The sequence below is a fragment of the Brevundimonas sp. genome, from assembly GCF_019636155.1.
In the GTDB taxonomy this organism is placed as follows: domain Bacteria; phylum Pseudomonadota; class Alphaproteobacteria; order Caulobacterales; family Caulobacteraceae; genus Brevundimonas.
On record NZ_JAHBYB010000006.1, the window covers coordinates 75,753 to 100,685 of the forward strand.

Annotated in this window: 29 protein-coding genes and 1 other RNA gene; 17 read left to right on the forward strand and 13 right to left on the reverse strand. The window is 69.3% G+C overall.

All coding sequences use genetic code 11. The features are described 5' to 3' along the window. Positions 1–7 precede the first annotated feature (7 nt). A complete protein-coding gene (locus KF910_RS08470; RefSeq protein ID WP_292260873.1) occupies positions 8–1,660 on the reverse strand; it encodes an electron transfer flavoprotein-ubiquinone oxidoreductase in 1,653 nt (550 codons plus the stop codon). A gap of 191 nt (positions 1,661–1,851) precedes the next feature. On the opposite strand from KF910_RS08470, the gene KF910_RS08475 reads away from it, so the two are divergent. Both KF910_RS08475 and KF910_RS08480 read left to right on the forward strand, forming a co-directional pair. Continuing rightward, the gene (locus tag KF910_RS08475; protein ID WP_292260566.1) at positions 1,852–2,661 is read left to right on the forward strand and encodes a uracil-DNA glycosylase; all 810 of its coding nucleotides are present in this window, start codon (positions 1,852–1,854) and stop codon (positions 2,659–2,661) included. A gap of 90 nt (positions 2,662–2,751) precedes the next feature. Continuing rightward, positions 2,752–4,401 carry a lytic transglycosylase domain-containing protein gene (locus KF910_RS08480; protein ID WP_292260569.1) on the forward strand — a complete coding sequence of 550 codons (1,650 nt, stop codon included), beginning with the start codon at positions 2,752–2,754 and terminating at the stop codon, positions 4,399–4,401. A gap of 188 nt (positions 4,402–4,589) precedes the next feature. Here the strand turns inward: KF910_RS08480 and KF910_RS08485 are convergent, their stop codons facing one another. Continuing rightward, complete coding sequence (locus KF910_RS08485) at positions 4,590–5,252, reverse strand: glutathione S-transferase family protein (RefSeq protein WP_292260571.1); 663 nt, start codon at positions 5,250–5,252, stop codon at positions 4,590–4,592. Positions 5,253–5,358: 106 nt separating this feature from the next. Here KF910_RS08485 and purB point away from each other — a divergent pair, with 106 nt between their 5' ends. Continuing rightward, a complete protein-coding gene (gene purB, locus KF910_RS08490; protein WP_292260574.1) occupies positions 5,359–6,660 on the forward strand; it encodes an adenylosuccinate lyase in 1,302 nt (433 codons plus the stop codon). Continuing rightward, positions 6,657–7,145, forward strand: a complete 489-nt coding sequence (locus KF910_RS08495) for a DNA-deoxyinosine glycosylase (RefSeq protein ID WP_292260577.1) — start codon at positions 6,657–6,659, stop codon at positions 7,143–7,145. Before purB ends, KF910_RS08495 begins: the two co-directional genes overlap by 4 nt. 161 nt (positions 7,146–7,306) lie before the next feature. On the opposite strand, the gene KF910_RS08500 is transcribed toward KF910_RS08495, so the two are convergent. Then, positions 7,307–7,630 carry a DUF1476 domain-containing protein gene (locus KF910_RS08500; RefSeq protein ID WP_292260580.1) on the reverse strand — a complete coding sequence of 108 codons (324 nt, stop codon included), beginning with the start codon at positions 7,628–7,630 and terminating at the stop codon, positions 7,307–7,309. Between the two features lie 246 nt (positions 7,631–7,876). Between KF910_RS08500 and purC the strand changes: the two genes are divergently transcribed. From purC to KF910_RS08545, 9 genes are all read left to right on the forward strand, one after another. Next, positions 7,877–8,635 (forward strand): phosphoribosylaminoimidazolesuccinocarboxamide synthase, encoded by a 759-nt coding sequence (gene purC / locus KF910_RS08505; protein ID WP_292260582.1) that lies wholly within the window; start codon positions 7,877–7,879, stop codon positions 8,633–8,635. Next, entirely contained in the window at positions 8,635–8,826 is a 192-nt protein-coding gene (locus KF910_RS08510; RefSeq protein WP_292260585.1) for a DUF5397 family protein, read from the forward strand. Before purC ends, KF910_RS08510 begins: the two co-directional genes overlap by 1 nt. After that, positions 8,826–9,110 (forward strand): virulence factor, encoded by a 285-nt coding sequence (locus tag KF910_RS08515; protein ID WP_292260588.1) that lies wholly within the window; start codon positions 8,826–8,828, stop codon positions 9,108–9,110. The genes KF910_RS08510 and KF910_RS08515 overlap by 1 nt, the downstream gene beginning before the upstream one ends. Beyond that, positions 9,107–9,337 carry a phosphoribosylformylglycinamidine synthase subunit PurS gene (gene purS, locus KF910_RS08520; RefSeq protein ID WP_292260591.1) on the forward strand — a complete coding sequence of 77 codons (231 nt, stop codon included), beginning with the start codon at positions 9,107–9,109 and terminating at the stop codon, positions 9,335–9,337. The genes KF910_RS08515 and purS overlap by 4 nt, the downstream gene beginning before the upstream one ends. Next, on the forward strand, positions 9,334–9,465 hold the full coding sequence (locus KF910_RS08525) for a hypothetical protein (RefSeq protein ID WP_292260595.1): 132 nt from the start codon (positions 9,334–9,336) through the stop codon (positions 9,463–9,465). The genes purS and KF910_RS08525 overlap by 4 nt, the downstream gene beginning before the upstream one ends. Positions 9,466–9,515: 50 nt before the next feature. Continuing rightward, positions 9,516–9,980 carry a YbhB/YbcL family Raf kinase inhibitor-like protein gene (locus KF910_RS08530; protein WP_292260597.1) on the forward strand — a complete coding sequence of 155 codons (465 nt, stop codon included), beginning with the start codon at positions 9,516–9,518 and terminating at the stop codon, positions 9,978–9,980. 4 nt (positions 9,981–9,984) lie between these two features. Next, entirely contained in the window at positions 9,985–11,133 is a 1,149-nt protein-coding gene (locus KF910_RS08535) for a DJ-1/PfpI family protein (protein ID WP_292260600.1), read from the forward strand. 33 nt (positions 11,134–11,166) lie between these two features. Beyond that, positions 11,167–11,829 carry a phosphoribosylformylglycinamidine synthase subunit PurQ gene (gene purQ / locus KF910_RS08540; protein WP_292260603.1) on the forward strand — a complete coding sequence of 221 codons (663 nt, stop codon included), beginning with the start codon at positions 11,167–11,169 and terminating at the stop codon, positions 11,827–11,829. Between the two features lie 415 nt (positions 11,830–12,244). Then, positions 12,245–13,033 carry a hypothetical protein gene (locus KF910_RS08545; RefSeq protein WP_292260605.1) on the forward strand — a complete coding sequence of 263 codons (789 nt, stop codon included), beginning with the start codon at positions 12,245–12,247 and terminating at the stop codon, positions 13,031–13,033. Between the two features lie 6 nt (positions 13,034–13,039). Here KF910_RS08545 and KF910_RS08550 read toward each other — a convergent pair whose 3' ends face one another. Beyond that, entirely contained in the window at positions 13,040–13,435 is a 396-nt protein-coding gene (locus KF910_RS08550; RefSeq protein ID WP_292260609.1) for a type II toxin-antitoxin system VapC family toxin, read from the reverse strand. Further along, a complete protein-coding gene (locus tag KF910_RS08555) occupies positions 13,435–13,698 on the reverse strand; it encodes a type II toxin-antitoxin system VapB family antitoxin (RefSeq protein ID WP_292260611.1) in 264 nt (87 codons plus the stop codon). Before KF910_RS08555 ends, KF910_RS08550 begins: the two co-directional genes overlap by 1 nt. Before the next feature lie 68 nt (positions 13,699–13,766). On the opposite strand from KF910_RS08555, the gene purL reads away from it, so the two are divergent. Next, the gene (gene purL / locus KF910_RS08560) at positions 13,767–15,971 is read left to right on the forward strand and encodes a phosphoribosylformylglycinamidine synthase subunit PurL (protein ID WP_292260614.1); all 2,205 of its coding nucleotides are present in this window, start codon (positions 13,767–13,769) and stop codon (positions 15,969–15,971) included. Beyond that, positions 15,971–16,399, forward strand: a complete 429-nt coding sequence (locus tag KF910_RS08565) for a DUF305 domain-containing protein (RefSeq protein WP_292260617.1) — start codon at positions 15,971–15,973, stop codon at positions 16,397–16,399. The genes purL and KF910_RS08565 overlap by 1 nt, the downstream gene beginning before the upstream one ends. Here KF910_RS08565 and KF910_RS08570 read toward each other — a convergent pair. From KF910_RS08570 to KF910_RS08595, 6 genes are all read right to left on the reverse strand, one after another. Next, on the reverse strand, positions 16,393–16,809 hold the full coding sequence (locus KF910_RS08570; RefSeq protein WP_292260618.1) for a hypothetical protein: 417 nt from the start codon (positions 16,807–16,809) through the stop codon (positions 16,393–16,395). The two genes, KF910_RS08565 and KF910_RS08570, sit on opposite strands and share 7 nt — an antisense overlap. A 33-nt stretch (positions 16,810–16,842) precedes the next feature. Next, entirely contained in the window at positions 16,843–17,664 is an 822-nt protein-coding gene (locus KF910_RS08575; protein WP_292260621.1) for a TIGR00282 family metallophosphoesterase, read from the reverse strand. 6 nt (positions 17,665–17,670) lie between these two features. Next, positions 17,671–18,273, reverse strand: a complete 603-nt coding sequence (locus KF910_RS08580; protein ID WP_292260624.1) for a 5-formyltetrahydrofolate cyclo-ligase — start codon at positions 18,271–18,273, stop codon at positions 17,671–17,673. A gap of 156 nt (positions 18,274–18,429) precedes the next feature. Beyond that, positions 18,430–18,590, reverse strand: a non-coding RNA gene (gene ssrS / locus KF910_RS08585) — 6S RNA. Positions 18,591–18,782: 192 nt separating this feature from the next. Continuing rightward, a complete protein-coding gene (locus KF910_RS08590; protein ID WP_292260626.1) occupies positions 18,783–19,100 on the reverse strand; it encodes a cell division protein ZapA in 318 nt (105 codons plus the stop codon). Then, complete coding sequence (locus tag KF910_RS08595; RefSeq protein WP_292260629.1) at positions 19,100–19,345, reverse strand: hypothetical protein; 246 nt, start codon at positions 19,343–19,345, stop codon at positions 19,100–19,102. Before KF910_RS08595 ends, KF910_RS08590 begins: the two co-directional genes overlap by 1 nt. Before the next feature lie 140 nt (positions 19,346–19,485). Here KF910_RS08595 and tkt point away from each other — a divergent pair, with 140 nt between their 5' ends. After that, positions 19,486–21,438, forward strand: coding sequence for a transketolase (gene tkt / locus KF910_RS08600; RefSeq protein ID WP_416354691.1), 1,953 nt, complete (start codon positions 19,486–19,488; stop codon positions 21,436–21,438). A 173-nt stretch (positions 21,439–21,611) separates the two neighbouring features. Continuing rightward, the gene (purT, locus tag KF910_RS08605; protein ID WP_292260634.1) at positions 21,612–22,805 is read left to right on the forward strand and encodes a formate-dependent phosphoribosylglycinamide formyltransferase; all 1,194 of its coding nucleotides are present in this window, start codon (positions 21,612–21,614) and stop codon (positions 22,803–22,805) included. Here purT and KF910_RS08610 read toward each other — a convergent pair. Together KF910_RS08610 and KF910_RS08615 are read right to left on the reverse strand one after the other, a co-directional pair. Next, positions 22,802–24,025 (reverse strand): S41 family peptidase, encoded by a 1,224-nt coding sequence (locus KF910_RS08610; protein WP_292260875.1) that lies wholly within the window; start codon positions 24,023–24,025, stop codon positions 22,802–22,804. The two genes, purT and KF910_RS08610, sit on opposite strands and share 4 nt — an antisense overlap. A gap of 57 nt (positions 24,026–24,082) precedes the next feature. Beyond that, the gene (locus KF910_RS08615) at positions 24,083–24,865 is read right to left on the reverse strand and encodes a ZIP family metal transporter (protein WP_292260636.1); all 783 of its coding nucleotides are present in this window, start codon (positions 24,863–24,865) and stop codon (positions 24,083–24,085) included. Positions 24,866–24,933: the final 68 nt, after the last annotated feature.

Sequence of the window (24,933 nt, forward strand, 5' to 3'; positions counted from 1 at the left end):
GCCCCGGTCACATGTTCGGATAGTTCGGCCCCCCGCCGCCCTCGGGCGTCGTCCAGACGATGTTCTGGGAGGGATCCTTGATGTCGCAGGTTTTGCAGTGGACGCAGTTCTGGGCGTTGATGACGAAGCGCGGATCGGCGCGGTTCGCCTCGTCCGCATAGACCACCTCATAGACCCCCGCCGGACAATACAGCCGCGCCGGCTCGCCGTATTTCGGCAGGTTGACCTGGATCGGCACGGACGAGTCCAGCAGCTTCAGGTGGGCGGGCTGGTCCTCGGCATGGTTGGTGTTGGAGATGAAGACGCTGGACAGTTTGTCGAACGACAGCTTTCCGTCCGGCTTGGGATAGGCGATGGGCGCATGTTTCGACGCCGGCTCGGTGGCCGCCGCGTCGGTCTTGCCGTGCTTCAGAGTCCAGGGGACGTTGACCCGGAACAGGGACGAGAACCACATGTCCATGACGCCCAGCGCCCCGCCCAGGGTGGTGCCGAATTTCGACAGATAGGGCTTGGCGTTGCGGACCTGTTTCAGCTCGCGATAGACCCAGCTCTTCTCATAGGCGGTCTGATACGCCTCCAGCACGTCGCCCGCGCGGCCAGCAACCACGGCGTCATAGGCGGCGTCGGCGGCCAGCATGCCGGTCTTCATGGCGTTGTGGCTGCCCTTGATGCGCGGCACGTTCACGAAGCCGGCGGAACAGCCGATCAGCGCCCCGCCCGGGAAGGCCAGTTTGGGCACCGACTGGAAGCCGCCCTCGGTGATCGCTCGCGCGCCATAGGAGACGCGGGTTCCGCCTTCCAGATGCTCGGCGATGGCCGGGTGGTGCTTGAACCGCTGGAACTCGTCGAACGGCGACAGGAAGGGGTTCCTGTAGTTCAGGTGCACGACATAGCCGACGGCCACATAGCGGTCGCCGAAGTGGTACAGAAACGACCCGCCGCCGGTGTTCTCGTCCAGGGGCCAGCCGGTCGAGTGCTGGACCAGACCGGGCCGGTGCTTCTCGGCCGGGATCTGCCACAGCTCCTTCAGGCCGATGCCGAATTTCTGAGGTTCGGCGCCGTCGCACAGGTTGTGGCGGGCCATGATGGTCTTGGCCAGGGAGCCGCGCACCCCTTCGGCGATGAAGACATATTTGCCGTGCAGTTCGATGCCCGGCTGGAACTCTCCGGTCGGCTTGCCCTCCCGGTCGATGCCGAAAACGCCGGCGACCACGCCCTTCACTCGACCCGTCTGATCTTCCCAGACCACATGGCTGGCGGCCATGCCGGGATAGACCTCGACCCCCAGCGCCTCGGCCTGCTCGCCCAGCCAGCGGGTTAGATTGCCCAGGGAGGCGATGTAGCAGCCGTGGTTGTGCATCAGCGGCGGCATCAGGGGCATGGGCAGGCTAAGCTGCCCCTGCGGGCCCAGCAGCAGGAAACGGTCCTTGGTCACCGGCGTTTCCAGCGGCGCGCCCATGGCCTTCCAGTCGGGGAACAGCTCGTTCAGCGCCTTGGGGTCGATCACCGCGCCCGACAGGATGTGGCCGCCGATCTCGGCCGACTTCTCCAGCACGGCGACGGAGATCTCCTTGCCGTCCTTTTCCGCCCGTTGCTTCAGGCGGATGGCCGCTGACAGGCCGGCCGGACCGCCGCCGACGATGACGACGTCGTATTCCATGACCTCGCGCTCGACCCCCGCCAGGGCCTCGGCGGGGGGCAGGTTGTCGATCACGGCTTCCTGCCAGGCGGACTTGGCGCCGCCTTCAATGATATCCTCGGCCATGGCTGTTTCCTGATCAGCGCTTGTTGTTGTCCGCTTATCGGGACGTGACGCGCGGGCGGTCAAGGCTTATCCCTGAGGCCAAGCCCATGACCGACGCCGTTCCCGACCCCCGCGCGCTGGAAAGCCTGCTCGCCTTCTGGCGCGATGGGGGGGTCGATGCCTGTTATGGCGACGCCCCGGTGGACCACACTCACATCAAGCCGACGCCGGCGCTGAAGGCGGTGGCCCGGGCGACCGCCGCCGTAGCCGCCCCCGCGGCCATGGACGGGGGCGAAGCCGTGGCCGAGGCGCGACGGCTGGCGGCCGGGGCGGCGACACTGCAGGACCTGGCCGGGGCTGTCGCGGCCTTCGAGGGATGCCCGCTGCGGGGCATGGGCGCGACCCAGGCCGTCTTCGGGCGCGGCGATCCGAACGCCCCCGTCCTGGTGATCGGCGAGGGTCCGGGCGGTGAAGAGGATCGCGCGGGCCAGCCCTTCGTCGGCAAGGCGGGCCAGTTGCTGGATCGGATGCTGGCGGCGGCGGGCCTGACCGGAAAGGTCTTCATCACCAACACCGTCTTCTGGCGGCCGCCCGGCAACCGCACCCCGACGCCGCAGGAACAGGCCGTCTGCGCGCCGTTCGTGGAGCGGGTCTTCGCCATACTGAAGCCCAGGGCGGTGCTGCTGCTGGGCGCGGCGGCGACCAAATCCATCCTCCAGACCGAGGAAGGCATCATGCGGACGCGCGGACAATGGCGCGAATGGCGGCTGAACGAGGGGGATGTCTCGGCCCCCGTCATGCCGACCCTGCACCCGGCCTTCCTGCTGCGTCAGCCCCTGGCCAAGCGCCAGGCCTGGGCGGACATCTTGTCGCTGGCGGCCCGTCTGGAGACGGCCGAGGTTGAGATCAAAGGTTAATTCCGGCATCCTTCTTGCCTGACGACCGACGCCGAAGACCGCCCTTCCTGAATCGAGACGGGTAGGACGTGACCGAGGGGGCCGCCGCCTATGACCGATTTCCGACGCGCCATCCTGGCGCCGGCGCTGGCGATTCTGCTGGCTGCGACCGCCGGGGCGGCGCGGGCCGATGACGACGGCCCGGCCGACGGACGCCCGCGCGCCCTCTCCAGCGCCGACCGGCTCAGCTACACCACCGCCTTCGACGCCCTGCGGCGCGGTCAGCTGGATCTGGCCCGGGCCTCGGCGCGCCAGGCCCGCGACCGCATCCTGCTGGGCGAGGTGGAGTTCGAACGGCTGTTCCATCGCGACTACGCCGCCACCTATGACGAGCTGGCGGCCTGGCTGGATGAATACGCCGACCTGCCGATGGCGCCGCGCGCCTACGCCCTGGCGCTGCGACGCCGCCCCGACGGCGCGCCCGAGCCGCGCCGGCCGTCGCGTCTGAACCTGCGCGGCTGGGACAGTGTGGCGACGCCCGTCGATCCGATGAAGGCGGCCCGCATCGCCCTGAACGCCGACGACCTGAGCGGCGCCTACGCCACGGGCGTCGAGATCGGCGACTGGTGGACGGCGGGCCTGGCGGCCTGGCGGCTGGGTCAGTTCAACGACGCCTATCTGGCCTTCGAACGGGTCGCCTCCGACCCGACCGAGGACCCTTGGGTCCGCGCCGGGGCCGCCTACTGGACCGCCCGCGCCGCCGGCCAGAGCGGGCGTCAGGACCGGATCGTCGAACACCTGCATCTGGCCGCCCGCTGGCCCTCGACCTTCTATGGCCAGATCGCCCTGCGCCAGCTGGGCCGGGAGCCCGAGATCCTGAACCGCGGCCCGCGCCCCTATACGGCCGGCGCCGCGTCCGAGCCGACCCTGTTCCGCACCGCCTCCACGCCCGTCGATCCGACCGAGATGGCCGGGTTCATCGACCAGAACCTGGAAGCGCGCCGCACCCTGGCCCTGTTCGAGGTCGGCCGCCGGGCCGAGGCCGAGGAAGCCCTGCGGACCGGTCTGCGATCGGCCGCCGGCGACACGGCGCGGCGGATGTGGACGGCCATCGCCGAGGCCATCGACCCGCGCCCGGCCGGGACCGCCGACGCCCTGAAGATCGACGCCGACCGCTATCCGATGCCGGTGCTGGAGCCCGAGGGCGGCTTCACCGTCGAACAGGCCCTGATCTATGCGGTGGCGCGCAAGGAGACCGGCTTCAATCCCGACGCCCGCTCGGGCGCCGGCGCCTATGGGCTGATGCAGGTCATGCCCGGCACGGCGGCCGAACTGTCCGGCGACAGGGGCTTCGTGACCCAGCCCCAGCGGCTGCTGGAGCCCGCCGTCAACATGCGGCTGGGCCAGGCCTATCTGAACCGGATGCTGCAGCTGCCGGCGTTCCAGAACGACCTGCTGCGGACGGTCGCCTCCTATAACGCGGGACCGGGACCGATGCTGGCCGCCTTGCGGAAACTGGGGCCGGACCCCGATCCGCTGCTGCTGATCGAGATCATCGACGTGCCCCAGGCGCGCGACTATGTCGAAAAGGTCGTGGCCGCCTACTGGATCTATCAGCGGCTTATGGGCCGGCCGCTGAACACCCTGGACGCCATCGTCGCGGGCCAGACCAACATCAGCATCGGCCTGGACTATGTCCCGCCCCCGCCGGCGCCGGTCATGGAGGCGGCGTCGCCCGCCACGGCCTCGGGCGCCAACTAGAACAGGCTGGCCGCCAGGATCGCGGTCAGGCAGCCGCCGATCAGCAGCGCCAGGGCCATGCCGGCCAGGGGCGACAGGGGACGGACGGCGGGATCGATCGGTTCGGGCATCATGCCGCTCCAACGGCCGTTCTGGCCGAATGGATGCACGATAACGCGGGTCTCTTAACGTCCGGTCAGCGGGTCCGGTTAATCGGCGGCCAGATCGGCCGTCGCCAGGGCTGTCCATTCCAGGAACAGGGGATCGTTCAGCAGGGCGTCGCGATAGGTGGCCGCGGTCCCATCGACGTCGCCATGAGCCGCCAGATCGACCTGGAAATGCCGCATCCGCGCGGCGACCGGGGTGAAGAAGGCGTCGGCGATCGACCAGCCGCCGAACATATAGGGGCCGCCGGCCCCGAAGCGCCCACGCATGTCCCGCCACAGCTCGACCATCCGGCCCAGGTCCGCGTCCAGGGCCGGATCGGCCGGGATTTCGGCGCGCGCCTCGCCGATCATCGGATGGTCCGGCCCCATCCCCATCAGATTGCGCAGGGCGCCGAAGGCCGAGTGCATCTCGCACACCGCGCTGCGGGCCAGCCAGCGGGCCTTGGGCTCGGCGGGCCAAAGCCCCGCATCAGGCCAGCGCTCGGCGCACCAGACGGCGATGGACAGGGAATCCCAGATCACCTCTCCCTCCACCAGCAGGGCCGGAACCTTGCCGTTGGGCGAGACCTTGCGGATTTCGTCGAAGGTGTCGGGCCGGTTCAGCCGGACGATCTGGGTCTCGAACGCCGCGCCGCAACGCTTCAGCACCAGCCACGGCCGCAGGGACCAGGTCGAATAGGCGGGATCGCCGATCAGCAGCTTCATGGCCGAATCTCCGAGCTTTGACGTTGGGCCGTTCCTGCCCGGCGCGCGCGACCCCGGCAAGCCGCCGCCTTGACTCCGCCGGCCGCCCGACCGACACCCCGCGCCCATGATCAGCCGCTATTCCCGCCCCGAAGCCGTCGCCATCTGGTCGCAGGAGACCAAATATCGGATCTGGTTCGAGATCGAGGCCCATGCGGCGACCAAGATGGCCGAGCTGGGCGTCATCCCGGTCGAATCCGCCGACGCCATCTGGGCCAAGGGCAAGGACGCGGTGTTCGACGCCGACCGCATCGACGAGATCGAACGCACGACCAAGCACGACGTCATCGCCTTCCTGACCCATGTGTCGGAAATCGTGGGTGACGAGGCCCGCTTCCTGCACCAGGGGATGACCTCCTCGGACGTGCTGGACACCTGTTTCGCGGTGCAGCTGGCGCGGTCCACCGACCTGCTGCTGGGCGGCGTCGACCGGGTTCTGGCGGCGCTGGAGACCCGGGCGAAGGAGCACAAATACACCGTCACCGTGGGCCGCAGCCACGGCATCCACGCCGAGCCGGTGACCTTCGGCCTGAAGCTGGCCGGTTATCATGCCGAGTTCCAGCGCGCGCGTCGCCGCCTAGTCACGGCGCGCGAGGAGATCGCCACCTGCGCCATCTCGGGCGCGGTCGGCACCTTCGCCAATGTCGATCCGGCGGTCGAAGCCTATGTGGCCGACCAGATGGGCCTGAGCGTCGAGCCCGTCTCGACCCAGGTGATCCCGCGCGACCGCCACGCGGCCTATTTCGCCGCCCTGGGCGTGGTGGCCAGCTCGATCGAGCGCCTGGCCACCGAAATGCGCCACCTGCAGCGCACCGAGGTGCTGGAGGCCGAGGAATTCTTCGACAAGGGTCAGAAGGGCAGTTCGGCCATGCCCCACAAGCGCAACCCGATCCTGACCGAGAACCTGACCGGCCTGGCGCGGCTGGTCCGTTCCGCCGTGACCCCGGCCATGGAAAACGTCGCCCTGTGGCACGAGCGGGACATCAGCCATTCCTCGGTCGAGCGCGGCATCGGGCCGGACGCCACCATCCACCTGGACTTCGCCCTGCATAGGCTGGCGGGCGTGATCGAGCGGCTGAACATCTATCCCGAGAACATGCAGAAGAACCTGGATCGCCTGGGCGGCCTGGTCTTCTCGCAGCGGGTCATGCTGGCCCTGACCCAGGCCGGGATCAGCCGCGAGGACGCCTATGCGGCGGTCCAGGAGAACGCCATGAAGGTCTGGCGCGGCGAAGGCCGGTTCATCGACTTCCTGAAGGCCGACGCACGCGTCACCCTGGCCGACGCCGATCTGGAGGCACTGTTCGACCTCGGCTACCACACCAAACACGTGGACACGGTGTTCGACAGAGTGTTCGGCGCGGCGTGACGCGCAAGACCCATTTTCCGCCGATTGTCGACGACCGGACCCGGGTCCTGATCCTGGGCAGCCTGCCGGGCGAGGCGTCGCTGAAGGCAGGGCGGTATTACGCCCATCCGCGCAACGGCTTCTGGCGGCTGACCGGCGCCGTGATCGGGCGGGACCTTCAGGCGATGGACTATGAGGCGCGGCTGGCGGCCTTGGGCGCGGCCGGGATCGGCCTGTGGGACGTCGTCGCCTCGGCCGAGCGGGCCGGAAGCCTGGACGCCGCCATCCGGTCGCCCCAGGCCGCGGACCTGCGGGCCCTGGTCGCGGGCCTGCCCGGCCTGCGCGCGGCGGCCTTCAACGGCGGGGCGGCGGCGCGGCTGGGGATGAGGCAGTTGGCCGGGGCCGCGATACCCCTTCTGGCCCTGCCGTCGTCCAGCCCGGCCCACGCCCGTCCGTTCGCCGGAAAATTGGAAGGTTGGAGCGTGCTGAAACCGTTTCTGGACTGAGGGCGCGCGATTCTACGATCGGGCGGGAACCGCCGCGCCCGAGCGCCGTTATCGGATCGCGCACGACGCAGTACCGGACGCGATGATTCCCCCGTCCGTCCGATGAAGGAAGGGCCGCGCCACCCCCCGGGCGCGGCCCTTTTTTGCTTTCAGCGGCGCGATTATTCGCCGGCGCGGATCTGGTCGCGGGCGATGGAAGCCAGTTCGTCCATCTTGGAGCGGATTTCGCCTTCGGACAGGGTCAGACCCGCGCCCTTGAAGTCGCCGGCCACCTTGCGGAACACATCTTCCTCGCCCGGCTGTTCGAAATCGGCGCGCACCACCGCCGAGGCGTATTGTTCGGCGCTGTCGGCGTTCAGGCCCATCTTTTCGGCCGCCCACAGGCCCAGCAGCTTGTTCCGGCGCGCCACCGCCTTGAACTCCTGTTCCTGATCCAGCGCGAACTTGGACTCGAAGCCCTTTTCCCGTTCGTCGAAGGTCGTCATAGGCGTCAGAAGCTCCACTGGCGGGACCGGTCCCGTTTCGCGCCGTCTATAGCCCGAAGGCGGATGAACGCAACCTGACTTCCGCGCCGCTCCACAGGCGCGGGCGTTTGTGTCGCGCCCTCGCTTCCGCTAAAGGAGGCGGCGAACACTCCTCCGCCCGACCGATTCCGAAATCGCGCCGTCAGGACTTCGCTCCGGCCGCGCGTTTTTTGTTTTCCGGCAGGCCAGGCCCGAACGGGACCGACCATGAACGTCAAGCGCAAGAAGCTCTACGAGGGCAAGGCCAAGATCCTGTATGAGGGACCCGAGCCTGGCACCCTGATCCAGTATTTCAAGGACGACGCCACCGCCTTCAACGCCCAGAAGAAGGCGACGCTGGAGGGCAAGGGCGTCATCAACAACCAGATCAGCGAATTCATCATGTCGCGCCTGAACGGCATCGGCGTGACCAACCATTTCATCAAGCGGCTGAACCTGCGCGAGCAGCTGATCCGCGAGGTCGAGATCATCCCTCTGGAGGTAGTCTGCCGCAACGTGGTGGCCGGTTCGATGAGCCAGCGGCTGGGCATCGAGGAGGGCACGCCCCTGCCCCGCTCGATCATCGAATTCTACTACAAGAAGGACGAGCTCAACGACCCGATGGTCACCGAGGAGCACATCACGGCCTTCAACTGGGCCACGACCCAGGAGCTGGACGACATCCTGGCCATGACGGTGCGAGTCAACGACTACCTGTCCGGCCTGTTCGCCGGGGTCGGCATCACCCTGGTGGACTTCAAGATCGAGTTCGGCCGCATCTGGGAGAACGACTACAGCCGCGTCATCCTGGCCGATGAGATCAGCCCCGACTCCTGCCGCCTGTGGGACATCAACACCGGCGAGAAGCTGGACAAGGACCGCTTCCGCCGCGACCTGGGCGACGTGATCGAAAGCTATACCGAGGTGGCGCGTCGCCTGGGCATCATGAAGGGCATGCCGACGGTGATTCAGGGGGGACTGCACTGATGGCCAGCGTCCGGGAACAGGGACGTGCGTTTGCAGCGGCGCCGGCTATTCGTTTTCGGCGCTTCGGGCTCGACGGACCGGTCTACGAAGTGGAGCGGATTGAAGGGGCGCTCGCGTTTATCCGTGTGATCGAAAGCGGAGAAACGCTGGAATATCCCGTGGATCGCCTCGAACAGGATCCGGCCGCCTGATGTTCGCGATCGCGTTCGACCTCGTGGTGGCGGACACGGCGGCCGTCCATCCCAAAGGCGTCACCCAGGCCTATTCCGATATCGGCGCGACCCTGTCTCGATACGGCTTCCGGCGCATCCAGGGCAGCGTCTATGTGGTCGAAAATGAAGACCTCGCCAATCTGCTCCAAGCCATGAACGCCCTGCGCGCACTGGTCTGGTTTCCACAATGCGTTCGGGACATCCGGGCTTTCCGTATCGAACAGTGGTCTGACTTTACAGATTTCATGAAAGGCAACGCATGAAGATCCGTGTCCACGTCTTCCTGAAACCCGGCGTGCTGGACGTTCAGGGCAAGGCGGTCGAGGGCGCCCTGAACGGCCTGGGCTGGACCGGCGCGTCGAACGTGCGCGTCGGCAAGCTGATCGAGTTCGACTACGCCGGCGATGACGTCGAGGCCGAGGTCAAGCGCATGTGCGACACCCTCCTGTCCAACACGGTGATCGAATCCTACCGGATCGAGGTCGCGTGAGTCGGATCGGCAAGGGGCTGCTGGCGGTCTTCATCCTGATCGGCTGCCTGATCTTCGCCTCGGCCCTGTTCGGCGGACTGATGGACGACCGGGCCTTCACTCCCGCGGCCAAGGAAGCGGCTCACTGAGGCGATTCGTGCGTTAGGATGGGTCAACCGTCCCCGCACAGGAGCGCGCCATGACCTTCACCCTGACCTCGAACGACATCACCGACGGCGGCGTCCTGCCCGACGCCCAGGTCAAGGCCGGGGGCAATAGCTCGCCCCATCTGAAATGGTCCGGCGCGCCCGAGGGGACGAAGAGCTACGCCATCACCTGCTACGACCCCGACGCGCCCACGGGATCGGGCTTCTGGCACTGGACCGTTGCCAACATCCCGGCGGACGTCGCCGAGATCCCCAGCGGCGGCCCGGTCCCGGCCGGCGCGGTCGAGGGTCGGACCGACTATGGGGAGCCTGGTTTCGGCGGCGCCGCCCCGCCCCCCGGCCACGGCCCGCACCGCTACATCTTCACCGTTTTCGCCGTGGACGTGGAAAGGCTGGACGTCACGCCCGACAACTCCGGCGCCGTCTTCGGCTTCAACCTGCATTTCCACACCCTGGCCAAGGCGACGATCACGGCCACCTACGAGAACCGGGGCTAAGGCCATGCGCCGGCGCGTCTTCCTGGCGGGAGCCGGCGGCCTGGTCGCCCTGGGCGCCGTGGGCGGGGCCGCCAGGCTGGCCTCCCTGCCCGACGCCCCGCCCGTTATCGACCCGCCGGTCGTTCCGGCCGAGGAACAGGCCGCGATCCTGGCCGGGCTGAGGCCGACCAAGCGTGCGCGGCCGGTGATCGCCGTGGTCGGGATCAACGACGCCACCGAGACCACCGACTATCTGATGCCCTACGGCGTTCTGAAGCGTTCGGGCGCCGCCGATGTCTTCGCCCTGACCCCGGAAGACGCGCCGGTCAGCCTGTATCCGGCGCTGAAGGTCCGGCCGGACATGACAATGGCTCGGTTCGACGCCCTTTATCCGGACGGCGCCGACCATGTGATCGTGCCGGCCATGAGCCGCGACGACGACCCGGCCGTCCTGGCCTGGCTGGGCGCTCAGGCGGCCAGAGGCGCCGTCATCATCGGCGTCTGCGCCGGGGCGCGGGTGGTGGCCGAGGCGGGCCTGCTGGATGGCCGGCGGGGCACGACCCACTGGTATTATCTGAAGGGACTGCGGGCGCGTCACCCGCGCATGACCTATGTCCCCGACCGGCGACTGGTGCTGGACCGGGGCGTGGCGACGACCACCGGGATCACCGCCTCCCTGCCCATGGCTCTGACGCTGATCGAGGTGATCGCCGGGCGCGCGCGGGCCGAGGCGACGGCGCGCGACCTGGGCCTGGCCGACTGGGACGCCCGTCACGCCAGCGCCATGTTCCGCTTCAACCGCCCCTTCGCCCTGACGGTTCTGGGCAACCGTCTCAGCCCCTGGCGGCGCGAGCGGCTGGGCCTGCGCCTGACGCCGGGCATGGACGAGGTGACCCTGGCCCTGACCGCCGACGCCTGGTCCCGCACCTATCGGTCTCAGGCCGTGTCCTGGACGCCGGACGGCGGCGAGATCGTGACGCGTAGCGGCCTGCGCCTCCTGCCTGACGAGGCCGCGGCCGAATGGCCCGCCGACCGCCGCCTGCCGGACCCGGGCGCCCAGCCGCCGGCGCGGGCCCTGGACCTGACGCTCCAGGCCATCGCCGACCGTTATGGGCCCCAGACCGCCGACGTCGTGGCCATGCAGTTGGAATATCCGCGCCGCTTCGCGTCCTGACATCAGCGCCGAACCCTGCTAAACGCCCGCGCCATGAGCGCCGCCGTCATCGTCTTCCCCGGGTCCAACTGCGATCGCGACTGCAGGGTCGCCGTCGAACGCTCGACCGGCGAGCGGGTCAGCATGGTCTGGCATCAGGAGACGGAACTGCCCCAGGGCCTGGATCTGATCGTCCTGCCGGGCGGCTTTTCCTATGGCGACTATCTGCGCTGCGGCGCCATGGCGGCCCAGTCGCCGGTGATGCAGGCGGTGAAGCAAGCGGCTGACAATGGCGTGGCCGTGGTCGGCATCTGCAACGGCTTCCAGATCCTGTGCGAGGCGGGGATGCTGCCGGGCGCCCTGATGCGCAACGCCGGTCTGAAATACGTCTGCAAGCCCATCACCCTGGAAGTGGCCAACGGCCAGACCCGCTTCACCTCGGCCTATCAAGGCCGGCGCGAGGTGGTGATGACCCAGGGCAATGGCGACGGAAACTATTTCGCCGACCCCGAGACCCTGGCCCGCATCGAGGGCGAGGGTCAGGTGGTGTTCCGCTATGTCGACAATCCCAATGGCTCGGTGGCCAACATCGCCGGCCTTCAGAATGCACGCGGAAACGTCCTGGGCATGATGCCCCACCCGGATCGGGCTTTCGAGGCCGAGCTGGGCTCGGCCGACGGCGCCGACCTGTTCCGCTCGATCTACGCGGCGGCGTGACGCGAAAAGGCCGCCGCCCCGCTCGGCGACGGCCTTCCCTTCAGCCCGGACGGGATCAGGCCTGCGGGGCCTGACGTTCGGTGTCGTCCTGATCGGCGCGCTGTTTCTGAAGCTGGGCGCCGTCTTCCAGGCTTTCGGCGTCGGCCTTTTCGCCCGGATCGCGCTGGGCGTTCAGTTCGCGCGCGCCGACGCCCAGACCCTACTGTTCGGCCTGATTGGCCTGGACGGTGTCGGTTTCGAACGGGGGCTTTTCCTTGGGTCGGTTCTGGTCGGTCATGGCGGTCTCCGAAATCATGCGCTGGTCGCCCCTGACCAACCCAAGGCGGCCCTGCCCGTTCCCGTCATCACGCAGCCGTGCAACCTCGCCCCGCGCCGGACGTAGATGCGGATAATGCAAAGCCTGACGGGAGCCTCCATGTCCATCGTCCGCCCTACCTCCGCCCAGATGACGCGGCGACTGGCCGTTCTGGCGGCGGCCCTGTTCGCCATCATCATTCCCCAGGCGCAGTTGTTGCTGGGCTGGGGCCAGACCCAGGCTGAGTTCGCCGCCGACAGCGACGCGACCTTGCGGGTCGCCGGCTACGCCTTCTCGATCTGGGGCCTCATCTATCTGGGCCTGCTGGTCTATGCGGTGCGCCAGGCCCTGCCGCGAACGGGCGAGAGCGACATCCTGGGGCGGCTGGGCTGGCCCTCCGTCGTCGCCCTGCTGGGCATCGGCTGGTGGATCGTGGCGGCGGCGGCGGATTGGGAGTGGGCGACGGTGGTGCTGATCTTCGGCTCGGTCGCCGCCCTGGCGGGCGCGATGCTGGCCAATGCCGAGACCATCCGCCTGCTGCCGCGCGGCGACGCGGATCGCTGGATGACGGTGCTGCCGCTGAGCCTCCTGGCCGGCTGGCTGACCATCGCCGCACCCCTGAACCTGATCACCGTCCTGACCGGGAACGGCCAGTTGCCGGGCGTCCTGCCGCCGACGGCCTGGGCCCTGCTGGTGGGCGTGATGGTGACGGGGATGGGCCTGTTCGGCGCCTGGCGGATGCGGCTGCTCAGCTATCCCCTGCCTATCGCCTGGGGCCTGCTGGGGGCCTTCGTGGCCGAGCAGGAACGCAATCCCGCCCTGGCCTTCCCGATCCTGGGCCTGGCCGTCCTGACACTGGTCGGCGGCCTGTGGCTGTCGCTGCGGCTGAAGCCGGGGGTCGAGCGCTGATGACCGCTAGGTAACGGCGGTCTGAACGTCCGTCAGAGCGAAATCCGTCCCCTTGAACATCAGGGGCTGACCCGAAGCCCTGGTCAGGGCGTAGCTGAAACAATCGCCGAAATTCAGCTGGGCGGGATGGCCGCCCCCTTTGCCGAACCGGGCGAACCCGGCCCAGGCGAGCCGCATCTGACCCTCATCCACCGGCGTCAGTTCAATGCCATACTCTTGAATCAGATCGTTCACGGCGGCGCTCTGGTCGAACCGGCGTCGCCTGGTGAGAACTATCAGAAGCTCCACCGCGCTCGCCACGCTCATCAACCGCACGTCGGCGGAACGCAGCATGGCATCATAAACCTCGGCTTCCGGCTCCAGAAACTCGATGGCGAACAGGATGGAAGTGTCGATCACCATCAGATCGGCTGGCCGTCATCGCCATAGACCTCGGCCTCGATCACCTTCAGGTCGCGGCCGTCCCCCGCCCCGCGCGCCCGGATGCGAGCAAAAAGAGCCTCCCGTCGGCGAAGACGATCCGCATTCTCGTCCTGGGAGGGGGCCAGTTCCCGCCAGGTCTTGTCCAGGGCGATGTCGATCGCCTCGGTCAGGCTGACGCCCAGACATTCCGCCACCGCACGCGCTTTGCGCTCGGTTTCCGCCCGCTTGATGCTGAGACCCATTTCTAGAACTCCGGAAGATCGTTCTAGAATATAGCTTAAACCCACGCCTGCCGCTAGAAGGCGCCCCCATGAGCGCCCCCCAAAAGACCATGGCCGAACTGGCCGCCGAATACGGCCTGGCCCCCAACGAATATCAGGTCGTCCTCGACCGACTGGGGCGAGAGCCCAACCAGGTCGAACTGGGCGTCTTCTCGGTCATGTGGTCCGAGCACTGCAGCTACAAGTCATCGAAAATCCACCTGGGCAAATTCCCGACCAAGGGGCCGCGCGTCATCTGCGGACCGGGCGAGAACGCCGGGGTGATCGACATCGACGACGGCGACGCCTGCATCTTCAAGATGGAGAGCCACAACCACCCCAGCTTCATCGAGCCCTATCAGGGCGCGGCGACGGGCGTGGGCGGCATCATGCGCGACGTCTTCACCATGGGCGCGCGGCCGGTGGCCCTGCTGAACGCCCTGCGGTTCGGCGACGTGAACCACGAGAAGACCCGGCGGCTGGTCTCGGGCGTGGTCTCGGGCATCGGCGGCTATGGCAACTGCGTCGGCGTGCCGACCGTGGCGGGCGAGACCAATTTCCACGCCGGCTACAACGGAAACATCCTGGTCAACGCCATGTGCGTGGGCCTGGCGAAATCGGACGCCATCTTCTATTCGGCCGCGCCGGCGGCGGGGCTGTCGGTGGTCTATTTCGGGTCCAAGACCGGCCGCGACGGCATCCACGGGGCCACCATGTCGTCCACCGAGTTCGACGACGAGTCCGAGAGCAAGCGCCCGACCGTCCAGGTCGGCGATCCCTTCGCCGAGAAGCTGCTGATCGAGGCGACGCTGGAGCTGATGGCCTCGGGCGCCGTGGCGGCGATCCAGGACATGGGGGCGGCGGGCCTGACCAGTTCTTCGGTCGAAATGGCCGGCAAGGGCGGCGTCGGCATCGAGCTGAACATGGACGCCGTGCCCCAGCGCGAAGAGGGCATGACCGCCTATGAGATGATGCTGTCGGAAAGCCAGGAGCGGATGCTGGCCGTCCTGAAGCCCGGCCGCGAGGAAGACGGATACCGCATCTTCCAGAAGTGGGGCCTGGACGCCGCCGTCATCGGGGTGACCACCGACACCGGCCGACTGGTGCTGAAGCACCACGGTGAGACGGTCTGCGACGTCCCCCTGGCGCCCCTGTTCGACGATGCGCCCCTGTATGACAGGCCCTGGGTCCAGCCCGCGCTTCAGCCGCGCCTCGACCCGGCGGAAGTCCCCGCGCCCGACAGCTGGCCCGACGCGGTGCTGAACGTCGTCTGCTGCCCCGACATGGCGTCCAAGCGCTGGATCTGGGAGCAGTATGACCGCCACGTCATGGCCGACACCCTGCAAGACTCGGCCACCGGCGCCGACGCCGGCGTGATCCGCGTGCACGGCACGGACAAGGGGCTGGCGGTCACGTCGGACTGCACCCCCCGCTATGTCCAGAACGACCCCTATGAGGGCGGCAAACAGTGCGTGGCCGAGGCCTGGCGCAACCTGACGGCCGTGGGGTCTCGCCCCATCGCCATCACCGACAACCTGAATTTCGGCAATCCGCAGCGGCCCGAGATCATGGGTCAGATCGTGCGCGCCATCGACGGCATGGCCGAGGCCTGCGGCGCCCTGGACTTCCCGGTCGTGAGCGGCAACGTCAGCCTGTATAACGAGACCAACGGCGTCGCCATTCCGCCGACCCCGACGGTGGGGGCGGTCGGCCTTCTGCCCAACTATGACGTCACGGTCGGCTTCGGCGGCATGGCCGAGGGCGATGTTCTGGTGCTGATCGGCGAGACACACGGCGAACTGGGCGCCAGCCTTTACTTGCGCGAAGTGCTGGGCCGCGAAGACGGCGCCCCGCCGCCGGTCGACCTGAAGCTGGAACGCAAGACCGGCGACTTCGTGCGCGGCCTGATCGAGGCGGGCGACCTGACCTGCGTCCACGACCTGTCGGACGGCGGCCTGATCGGCGCGGCGGCGGACATGGCCCTGGCCAGCGACTGCGGGATCGAACTGGACGCCACCAGCGCCGCCCACGCCCACGTCCTTCTGTTCGCCGAGGACCAGGCCCGCTACCTGACCGCCGTCAACGATCCGGCCGAGCTGATCGCCAGGGCGCAGGGCGCCGGGCTGCACGCCTCGGTCGTCGGGCGGGCCGTGGGGCGCGACCTTTCGTCCGGCGACCTGTTCCGCATCCCGCTGGACCACCTGCGCGAAATGCACGAGGGCTGGATGCCCAACTGGATCGAAGGAAACGCCTGATGCGCCGTCTGATCGCCGTTCTGCCCGTCCTCGCCCTGCTGAGCGCCTGCGACGGCGGGGGCGATCCGGTCAACCAGGCCCTGCGCGACGCCTCGGCCGAGCGGCAGGCGGCCACGGTCGCGGACGGGGCCGTCTCCGGCCCGGCCCATGGCCCGACCCATGAAGCGGCAGGGCCGACGCCCGGCGACCGCGCCTTCGCCGCCGCCGAGGCCGAGATGCACCGGGGCATGACCCAGGCCTCGGGCCAGACGGTCGATCAGGCCTATGTCGCCAAGATGATCGCCCACCACCAGGGCGCCCTGGCCATGGCCCAGGTGGCGCTGCGCGACAGCCGCGACCCGGAAATCCGCCGCATGGCCCAGGCCGTGGTCGACGCCCAGACGCGCGAGATCGCCGAGATGCAGGCCTGGAAGCCCGCCGCTCAGTAGGCCCGTCTTCGGGGCCGCCAGCCCAGGCTCAGAAGGGCGCAGACGGTCGCCGCCCCGCCGCCGCAGACCACGGTCACCATCAGGCTCTCGCCCAGGTCGGCCAGGCGGTGGACCAGGGCGGTCGTCGCCATGCCGCAGGCCGCGCTGGCGCCGATCCAGGCCAGGCGGGTTTTCAGCCGATGCGACAAGGCCGCCATCACCACACCGGTCGCCAGCGCCGGGATGAAGCCGATCATCATGCCCAGGACGGCCGCGAACGGCCACATCAGGACGGTGAGGATCCCGTTCGCCGGATTGGTCATCATCAGGGCCGCCGCCAGCACCAGCAGCACCAGGGTGGTTCCGACCAGTGGGCCGATCAGGGCGAAGACCGCCGCCACGCCCACCCCGCGTCCGATTGCTCGTCCCATCGTCACCCCCTCCGTCCCGAGCCGGGCCGGCGATCAGTTCGCGGGCACGGCCTGGCTGAGACGCCCGCCGACGCGGATCGGTTCGACCCGCACGGCCAGGCCGCTTCTGTCATCGGTTTCGACATACACGCCGCAGATGGTCGCAGGGCCTGACGCGGGCTGATAGCGACCGCCGCTGATCCGCGTGGTGAACCGCCGCAGCGGCTCCTCCTTCTCGTTGCCGATGACGGAATCGTAGTCGCAGCAGCCGCCGGCGTCGGTCTGATAGGCCGTTCCGCCGGGCAGGATCTGGCAATCGGCGGTCGGCACATGGGTATGGGTGCCGACGACCAGCGAGGCCCGCCCGTCGCAGAAATGGCCCATGGCCATCTTCTCGCTGGTCGCCTCGGCGTGGACGTCCACGATCACCGCATCGGCCGCCAGGCCCAGCGGACAGGCCGCCAACTCCTTCTCGACCGCGCTGAAGGGATCGTCCATCGGGTCCATATGCACCCGGCCCAGGACGTTCATGACCAGGACGGTCCGCCCGCTCTGGGTCTCGAACAGATTGGCCCCGGCGCCCGGTGCATCCATCAGGCGCGGATAGTTCAACGGGCGGATCAGCCGCGGCTCGCGCACGATATAGGTCAGGGCCTCGCGCTGATCCCAGCTATGGTTGCCCAGGGTCAGGCAGTCGGCGCCGGCCATGAACAGTTCGTTGGCCGTCGACTCGGTGATGCCGAAACCGCCCGCCGCGTTCTCGGCGTTGACCACCACGAAATCCAGCTTCAGGTCGCGCTTCAGTCCCGGCAGGTGGTCGCTGAGACCGTCCCTGCCCGACTTGCCGACCACATCTCCGAAGAACGCCAGACGCATGAGGATTCAGACCTTTCGGCAGGCCGTATAGCCGACCTCGGTCAGAACGCCATGCAGGCGGATGTCGTGCCCTTCCATCGGCAGCCGCTCAGCCTCCTGTCCGGCATAGGCCAGGCCGACGAAGGCGATGCCAGGCCGCGCCGCCAGGGTGCGATCGTAATAGCCCCCGCCCTGGCCCAGCCGCCCGCCGAAACGATCGAAGGCCAGCAGGGGGCAAAGGATCAGATCGGGCTCGACCCGGGCGGCATCCGCAAGGGGCGCGGGCGAGCCGGCCAGGTCAGGGGCCAGGGTCTGGCCTGGGGACCAGGCGCGAAAGACCAGGGGCGCATCCAGCACCTCGACCACCGGCAGACACAGGTCGCATGACCGTTGCGCCAGGGCGCGGGCCAGGGCGGCCGGGTCGATCTCGGCCCCCCGCGCCCGATACAGCGCCACAGTCAGCCGCCGCCCTCGCGCGGCCTCGTCCACCCAGCCCGCCTCGCGTCCGAACAGGGCGTCCAGCAGGGGGTCGGCATGCGCCGCCAGCCGGTTCGCCGCATCCGGCGTCGCCTCCGCCAGCCGCTTGCGCAGGGCGCGGGCTTCAGTGCGAAGTTCGGATTTCGAAATCATCGCCCGCCCTCAAGACGCAAGCTCCCATGGGCGTGGACTCGCGTATAGCGGCGCACCTCAAGCAGCGAGGCTCTGCGAGCCGAGCGTTAGGGGCAAGAAAACCCCTCAAGCAGCGAGCCGCCGCGCGGCGAGCGTTAGGGGCAAGCAAGAAAACTTGGCGGCGCCGCGAGAACCGTGGAGGACTGTTCAATCCTCTCGACCTGGATAACCAGGTGGGCGCCGTGTGCCCAGGCCCTCGAGCCCAAACAGGGACAGCTCCCTTCGAGTGAATTAAGGTCGCGAGGATAAGTCGCCTCCGACGAGAGCCGCAGCAGGACCCGCCGCCGATCAAGATAGGCCCGGACCGGGGGCGGAACAATGGCGGGGATTGGCGTCTCCTCCCCATGACAATGGGGAGGCGGTTCGGCGGCCCAGCCGACGAGACGGAGGAGTTCTTTTCGTCGTGTCGTGAAGAACCCCTCCACCGCCTGCGGCGGTCCCCCTCCTCATGGAATGGGGAGGAGACGGGATCACAGACTCTGGGCGATCTTCTCGATGCGGGCGGCGACGGCGTTCAGCGCCTCGGCCACTCCCGCCTCGGCCTCTCCTGTCGGAGGGGCGACCGTTCCGCCGTTCGCCTGGGCCAGGCGCGCCTCCTGCAGTTCATCGGCCAGGACCAGGGCCGCCATCAGGAATAGGCGGATGTCGCCGACATGGCCGACGTCGCGGCCGACCTGGCGCACATGGGCGTCGAACTGGCGCGCCAGGACGCGGACCCGCTCCTCCTGCCCGTCCGCACAGCCGACAGCGTAGGGGCGGCCGTTGATGTCCACCGTGACCGTCGCCATCAGTCCGCCCCGCTCAGCATGTGGCGCAGTTCGTCGGCGGCGCGCGACAGGGCGTCGGACGCCTCGCGCCCCGCGGCCTCCAGTTCGGCGATGCGGGTGGCGGCGGCCGGGTCGTGGGCGGCGAACAGATCGTCTTCCGCCACGGTCGCGGCGGCGGACCGGGCCTTGATGTCCATCACCCGGCGTTCCAGCGCGGCCAGGGCGCGGTCGATCCTCTGTTTCGCGGCGGTCGTGGCGTCGGCCATCGGTCGCTTACCTCCAGAATCCGTATAGAACCCGCCCGCGCGCCGGGGTAAAGGCGGCGCGCCCCCTTTTTCCGTCGCCGTCCGAAGGTCCAGCCATGACCCAAGCCGCCCCCGCATCCGAAAAGGCCACTCCGAAACAGATGGCCGACGCGATCCGCGTCCTGGCCATGGACGGGGTCGAAAAGGCCAACAGCGGGCATCCCGGCATGCCCATGGGCATGGCCGATGTGGCGACGGTGCTGTTCTCGAAATTCCTGAAGTTCGACGCCAGCCGCCCCGACTGGGCCGACCGCGACCGGTTCATCCTGTCGGCGGGCCACGGCTCGATGCTGATCTACGCCCTGCTGCATCTGACCGGCTACAAGGCCGCGACCAAGGAACAGCTGTCCAGCTTCCGCCAGTGGGGATCGAAGACGGCGGGCCACCCGGAATACGGCCACATGCCGGGTGTCGAGACGACCACCGGACCTCTGGGCCAGGGCCTGGCCAACGCTGTCGGCTTCGCCATAGCCGAGCGGCATCTGGCGGCGCGCTATGGCGCCGATCTGGTCGATCACCGCACCTGGGTCATCGCCGGCGACGGCTGCCTGATGGAAGGGGTCAGCCAGGAGGCCATCACCCTGGCCGGGCGCTATAAGCTGGACCGGCTGACGGTGCTGTGGGACGACAATTCCATCACCATCGACGGCGCCGTCGGCCTGTCGGACGCCACCGATCAGAAGATGCGTTTCAAGGCCGCCGGCTGGGCCGTGAAGGCCGTCGACGGCCACGACATGAAGGCCGTCAAATCGGCCCTGCAGTGGGCGACGAAACAGGACAGGCCGACCCTGATCGCCTGCAAGACCCGCATCGGCCGCGGCGCCGCGACGATGGAAGGCAGCCACAAGACCCACGGCGCCGCCCTGGGCGCCGCCGAGATCGCCGCCACCCGCCTGGGCCTGGGTTGGACCCACGATCCGTTCGAACTGCCCGAGGCGGTCGAGAAGGCGTGGCGCAAGGTCGGGCGTCGCGGCGCCAAGCTGCGCAAGGCCTGGGAGGCGCGCCTGGCCGCCAGCGGCCAGGCCGCCGATTTCACCCGCGCCATGAAGGGCGACCTGCCCGCCGGCGCCTTCGACAGGCTGGACGCCAAGATCGCCGAACTGGTGGAGACGAAGCCGGCCCAGGCCACGCGCCAGTCGTCGGGCGCGGCCCTGGATGAGCTGTTCAGCGCCATCCCCGAGATGATCGGCGGCTCGGCCGACCTGACCGGCTCGAACAACACCTTCGTCAAGGGGACGCCGATCTTCGACGCGCCCGACTATGCGGGCCGCTATGTCAACTGGGGCATCCGCGAGCACGGCATGGCGGCGGCCATGAACGGCATGGCCCTGCACGGCGGGATCATCCCCTATGGCGGCACCTTCATGGTGTTCTCGGACTACAGCCGTCCCTCGATCCGCCTCGCGGCCCTGATGGGGGTGCGGGCGATCCACGTCCTGACCCACGACAGCATCGGCCTGGGCGAAGACGGCCCGACGCACCAGCCGGTCGAGCATCTGGCCGCCCTGCGCGCCATTCCGAACCTGCTGGTCTTCCGCCCGGCCGACACGGTCGAGGCCATGGAGTGCTGGAAGCTGGCGCTGGAACACAAGACCGCGCCCTCGGCCCTGGCCCTGTCGCGCCAGAAGACGGCGGCGGTGCGCACCACGGCGGCGACCGAGAACCTGTCGGCCCGCGGCGCCTATGAGCTGAAGGCGGCGTCGGGCGCCGCGAAGGTCACCCTGTTCGCCACCGGCACGGAGGTCCCCGTCGCCCTGAAAGCCGCCGAGACTCTGGAGGCCGAAGGGACGCCGACCCGCGTCGTCTCGGCCCCCTGCTTCGAACTGTTCGAGCAGCAGACGGCGAAATACCAGGCCAGCGTCATCGGGCGCGGCACGGTGCGCGTCGCCGTCGAGGCCGCCATCCGCCAGGGCTGGGACCGTTTCATAGGCGAAGACGGGGGTTTTGTCGGCATGACCGGCTTTGGCGCCAGCGCCCCGGCCGACGTCCTTTACCGCGAGTTCGGCATCACGGCCGATGCGGTGGTCGCGGCGGCGAAAGCTCGCCTTTCCTGAACCCTCTCCCGAGGGGAGAGGGAGGGGCCCGCTCGCGTTAGCGAGTGGGAGGGTGAGGGCGTCCGGCGTTTGACGTTTCGCACCGTAACCCCTCACCCTTTCGCGCAAGAACGACGGCTACGCCGCCGTGCGCTCAAGCCCTCTCCCGCCGGGAGAGGGAAGTGGAGACGATGATGAAACTCGGCGCCCCCCTCTCCGACACCGCCGTCCGCGTCATGCTTCTGGGCGCGGGCGAACTGGGCAAGGAGGTGGCCATCGAGTTGCAGCGCCTGGGCGCCGAGGTGATCGCGGTCGATCGCTACGCCAACGCCCCAGCCATGCAGGTGGCGCATCGCTGCCATGTCATCCCCATGACCGATCCCCAGGTGCTGAACGGCGTCATCCTGGCCGAGGCGCCGCACATCATCGTGCCCGAGATCGAGGCCATCGCCACCGAGGTTCTGGCGGGGATCGAGGCGGCCGGGCCGGCCACCGTCATTCCCACTGCCCGGGCGACCCAGCTGACCATGAACCGCGAGGGCATCCGTCGTCTGGCGGCGGAAGACCTGGGCCTGCCGACCAGCCCCTATGCCTTCGTCGGCTCGGCCGCCGAACTGGCCGAGGCGGCGCAGCGGATCGGCCTGCCGGTCTTCGTCAAGCCGGTCATGTCCTCATCGGGCAAGGGCCAGAGCGTCGTCGAGGCTCTGGACGAGGCGCCCAACGCCTGGGCCTACGCCCAGTCCGGCGGCCGGGTCGAGACGACGCGGGTGATCGTGGAGGGCCGGATCGATTTCGATTTCGAGATCACCCTGCTGACCGTGCGCTCGATGCGCGACGGCGCGGTGGTCACCGACTTCTGCGACCCCATCGGCCACCGTCAGGAACGCGGCGACTATGTCGAAAGCTGGCAGCCCCAGGCCATGTCAGCCGCCGCCCTGGCCCGCGCGCAGGAGATCGCCGGAAAGGTCACCGATGCCCTGGGCGGCCTGGGCGTCTTCGGCGTCGAACTGTTCGTGAAGGGCGATGACGTCTGGTTCTCGGAGGTGTCGCCGCGCCCGCACGACACCGGCCTGGTCACCCTGGCCAGCCAGACGATGAGCGAATTCGCCCTGCACGCCCGCGCCATCCTGGGCCTGCCCGTCGATGTTGCGCGCCGCGACACAGCCGCCAGCGCCGTCATCTATGGCGGGCTGGAGGGGACGGGCTTCGTCTTCGAGGGCGTGGCCCAGGCCCTGTCGGTCCCGACCGCCGACCTGCGACTGTTCGGCAAGCCGGAAAGTTTCGAACGCCGCCGCATGGGGGTGGCGACCGCCCGTGGCGACACGGTCGATCAGGCGCGCGAGCGGGCGCGCCAGGCGGCCGGGCGGGTGCGGGTCGTCACCGGTTAGGAGCGCGCCAGCAGTTCGATCGCCGCTTCCAGCTGCGGATCCCGACCTTCGCGGCGGTCCTGGATCGAGCGGGGGACCACGGCGTCGGGCGTCACCCCCGTCTTCTCCAGCCGCGCCCCGTCGCGCATCACCAGGTCGGCGCGGCTGAGCGTCAGCCGCCCGCCGTCCGGCAGGTCGGTGTCCTGCGAGATCAGCACCGCCCCGGCCGTCTTCTCCCCCACCACCACGGCGCGGTTGAACTGTTGCAGGGCGGCGGGGGTCAGTTCGGCCGCGCTGCGGCTGGCGCCGTCGACCAGGACGGCGAGATCGTTGGTCAGGGGCGCATCACGACCGCCGCAGCCCGACTGGGCGCGCAGCACCACGACCCGGCCGTTGCGGCCCGTCCGCCGGGCCCATTCCTGGCCGCGCGGCAGGAAGCAGGCCAGCACCGCCTCCACCTCGTTCAGCCGCCCGCCGGGGTTGCTGCGCAGGTCCAGGACGATGTCCGTCTCGGGCGCCACGTCGCGCAGCTGTTCGGCCACCCAGCGGCCCAGGCCCGCCTCGAACCCTTCGGCCCTCAGCACCACCACCCCCGGCCGCGACCGGTCGGCCGAGAAGGCCGGGATCGGCTCCATGACGCGGGGAACGACCACGGTTTCGCGCTCGGCGCCGGCGTCGTCGATCAGGCTGAGCCGCACCTCCCGCCCCTCGACCACGTCGAAATCCGGCCCCCAGTCCTGGCCGTCGATGGCCCGCAGCCGCCAGCCCAGGCCGATGCCGGCCTCGTCGGCGGGCGAACCGGCGCGGACCTGTTCGACGCGATAGGTGGCGTCCGCCTCGCGCGCCAGGGTGAAGCCGATCACCGCCCGGCGCTGGCGCAGCGCCTCCTGACGGCGCACCCCCGCCGGAGGCTGGGCGCCCGCATGGTCGTCGTCCAGAAGATCGAGCATGCCGGACAGGGCGCGGTACAGCTGGCGCTCGTCCTGGGCGGCCAGGGCCCGGGGCCGCCAGGTCTCGCGCGCGGCGCGCCAGTCCACCCCGTGCAGGCCGGGGTCGTAATAGGCGCGCCGGACCTCCTCCCAGACGGCGTCGAACACCCGCTGGTTCATCCGCGCCCGGTCGGCGGCGGCGGCGGGCGCGGCGGAAACGGGCGCTTCCGGCGGTCGGGCCAGGGCGGGGGCGGGGGCGCCCAGGCCCAGAAGAACCAGGGGCAGGACAAGGCTGGACGGCAGGCGGATCATGACCGCCACTAAGGACATCTTTGCACGGCGCGGCAATTCACGATCACGACGGCCGGGTCACCCCAGGGCGATGTCCAGGAACATCATCCCGACCAGGCCGATCATCAGGCCGACCATGGAGCGTTCGTCCCCGGCGTTGCTGCGGGTCTCGGGAATGATCTCGGCGGCTACGACATAGATCATCGCCCCCGCCGCCAGCCCCAGGCCCCAGGGCAACAGCGCCGGCAGCAGGGCGACCAGGCCCGCGCCGATCAGCCCCCCCACCGGCTCGACCAGGCCCGAGGCCAGGGCGGCGGCGAAGGCGGCCCGCCGGCCCCAGCCCAGGGCGCCCATTGCGGCGGCCACGGCCAGGCCCTCGGGCATGTTCTGGATGCCGATGCCCAGGGCCGTCGACAGGCCCTGGCTCATGTCGCCGCCGCCGAAGGCGAAGCCGACCGCCGCGCCCTCTGGGAAGTTGTGCAGGGTGATGGCGAAGACGAACAGCCAGATGCGCCGGGCCAGATCCTTGGACCCTGCCGGGCCGATGGCCAGCATGTCGACCGGGGCGAACCGGTTCAGCAGCCCTACCGCGACGGCGCCCAGCAGCACCGCGACGGCCATGACCCCGGCGGCCATGGCGCGGCCCGTCCCATGATCTTCCAGCACTCCGACGCCGGGGATGATCAGCGAGAAGAACGAAGCCGCCAGCATGACCCCGGCGGCGAAGCCCAGAAGCACGCTCTCGGTCTGTTTCGACGGGGTCCGCATGAACAGCAGCGGCAGGGCGCCCACGGCGGTCATCAGACCGGCGACCAGACTGCCCAGGGCGCCGGCGGCGATGGGAGAGAGTTGATCCAACATCCCGCCCTGTTTGGAGCGCGGCCGGCGTCCCGGCAAGGCGCTTTCGTTTCCCCGGGCGCGGCCGTATG

Bases quoted from the DNA above. Each gene is read 5' to 3' on its own strand.
- KF910_RS08470 (WP_292260873.1), bottom strand. From the start codon at position 1,660: ATGGAATACGACGTCGTCATCGTCGGCGGCGGTCCGGCCGGCCTGTCA.
- KF910_RS08475 (WP_292260566.1), top strand. From the start codon at position 1,852: ATGACCGACGCCGTTCCCGACCCCCGCGCGCTGGAAAGCCTGCTCGCC.
- KF910_RS08480 (WP_292260569.1), top strand. From the start codon at position 2,752: ATGACCGATTTCCGACGCGCCATCCTGGCGCCGGCGCTGGCGATTCTG.
- KF910_RS08485 (WP_292260571.1), bottom strand. From the start codon at position 5,252: ATGAAGCTGCTGATCGGCGATCCCGCCTATTCGACCTGGTCCCTGCGG.
- purB (WP_292260574.1), top strand. From the start codon at position 5,359: ATGATCAGCCGCTATTCCCGCCCCGAAGCCGTCGCCATCTGGTCGCAG.
- KF910_RS08500 (WP_292260580.1), bottom strand. From the start codon at position 7,630: ATGACGACCTTCGACGAACGGGAAAAGGGCTTCGAGTCCAAGTTCGCG.
- purC (WP_292260582.1), top strand. From the start codon at position 7,877: ATGAACGTCAAGCGCAAGAAGCTCTACGAGGGCAAGGCCAAGATCCTG.
- KF910_RS08510 (WP_292260585.1), top strand. From the start codon at position 8,635: ATGGCCAGCGTCCGGGAACAGGGACGTGCGTTTGCAGCGGCGCCGGCT.
- KF910_RS08515 (WP_292260588.1), top strand. From the start codon at position 8,826: ATGTTCGCGATCGCGTTCGACCTCGTGGTGGCGGACACGGCGGCCGTC.
- purS (WP_292260591.1), top strand. From the start codon at position 9,107: ATGAAGATCCGTGTCCACGTCTTCCTGAAACCCGGCGTGCTGGACGTT.
- KF910_RS08530 (WP_292260597.1), top strand. From the start codon at position 9,516: ATGACCTTCACCCTGACCTCGAACGACATCACCGACGGCGGCGTCCTG.
- KF910_RS08535 (WP_292260600.1), top strand. From the start codon at position 9,985: ATGCGCCGGCGCGTCTTCCTGGCGGGAGCCGGCGGCCTGGTCGCCCTG.
- purQ (WP_292260603.1), top strand. From the start codon at position 11,167: ATGAGCGCCGCCGTCATCGTCTTCCCCGGGTCCAACTGCGATCGCGAC.
- KF910_RS08545 (WP_292260605.1), top strand. From the start codon at position 12,245: ATGTCCATCGTCCGCCCTACCTCCGCCCAGATGACGCGGCGACTGGCC.
- KF910_RS08550 (WP_292260609.1), bottom strand. From the start codon at position 13,435: ATGGTGATCGACACTTCCATCCTGTTCGCCATCGAGTTTCTGGAGCCG.
- KF910_RS08555 (WP_292260611.1), bottom strand. From the start codon at position 13,698: ATGGGTCTCAGCATCAAGCGGGCGGAAACCGAGCGCAAAGCGCGTGCG.
- purL (WP_292260614.1), top strand. From the start codon at position 13,767: ATGAGCGCCCCCCAAAAGACCATGGCCGAACTGGCCGCCGAATACGGC.
- KF910_RS08565 (WP_292260617.1), top strand. From the start codon at position 15,971: ATGCGCCGTCTGATCGCCGTTCTGCCCGTCCTCGCCCTGCTGAGCGCC.
- KF910_RS08570 (WP_292260618.1), bottom strand. From the start codon at position 16,809: ATGGGACGAGCAATCGGACGCGGGGTGGGCGTGGCGGCGGTCTTCGCC.
- KF910_RS08575 (WP_292260621.1), bottom strand. From the start codon at position 17,664: ATGCGTCTGGCGTTCTTCGGAGATGTGGTCGGCAAGTCGGGCAGGGAC.
- KF910_RS08580 (WP_292260624.1), bottom strand. From the start codon at position 18,273: ATGATTTCGAAATCCGAACTTCGCACTGAAGCCCGCGCCCTGCGCAAG.
- KF910_RS08590 (WP_292260626.1), bottom strand. From the start codon at position 19,100: ATGGCGACGGTCACGGTGGACATCAACGGCCGCCCCTACGCTGTCGGC.
- KF910_RS08595 (WP_292260629.1), bottom strand. From the start codon at position 19,345: ATGGCCGACGCCACGACCGCCGCGAAACAGAGGATCGACCGCGCCCTG.
- tkt (WP_416354691.1), top strand. From the start codon at position 19,486: ATGGCCGACGCGATCCGCGTCCTGGCCATGGACGGGGTCGAAAAGGCC.
- purT (WP_292260634.1), top strand. From the start codon at position 21,612: ATGAAACTCGGCGCCCCCCTCTCCGACACCGCCGTCCGCGTCATGCTT.
- KF910_RS08610 (WP_292260875.1), bottom strand. From the start codon at position 24,025: ATGATCCGCCTGCCGTCCAGCCTTGTCCTGCCCCTGGTTCTTCTGGGC.
- KF910_RS08615 (WP_292260636.1), bottom strand. From the start codon at position 24,865: ATGTTGGATCAACTCTCTCCCATCGCCGCCGGCGCCCTGGGCAGTCTG.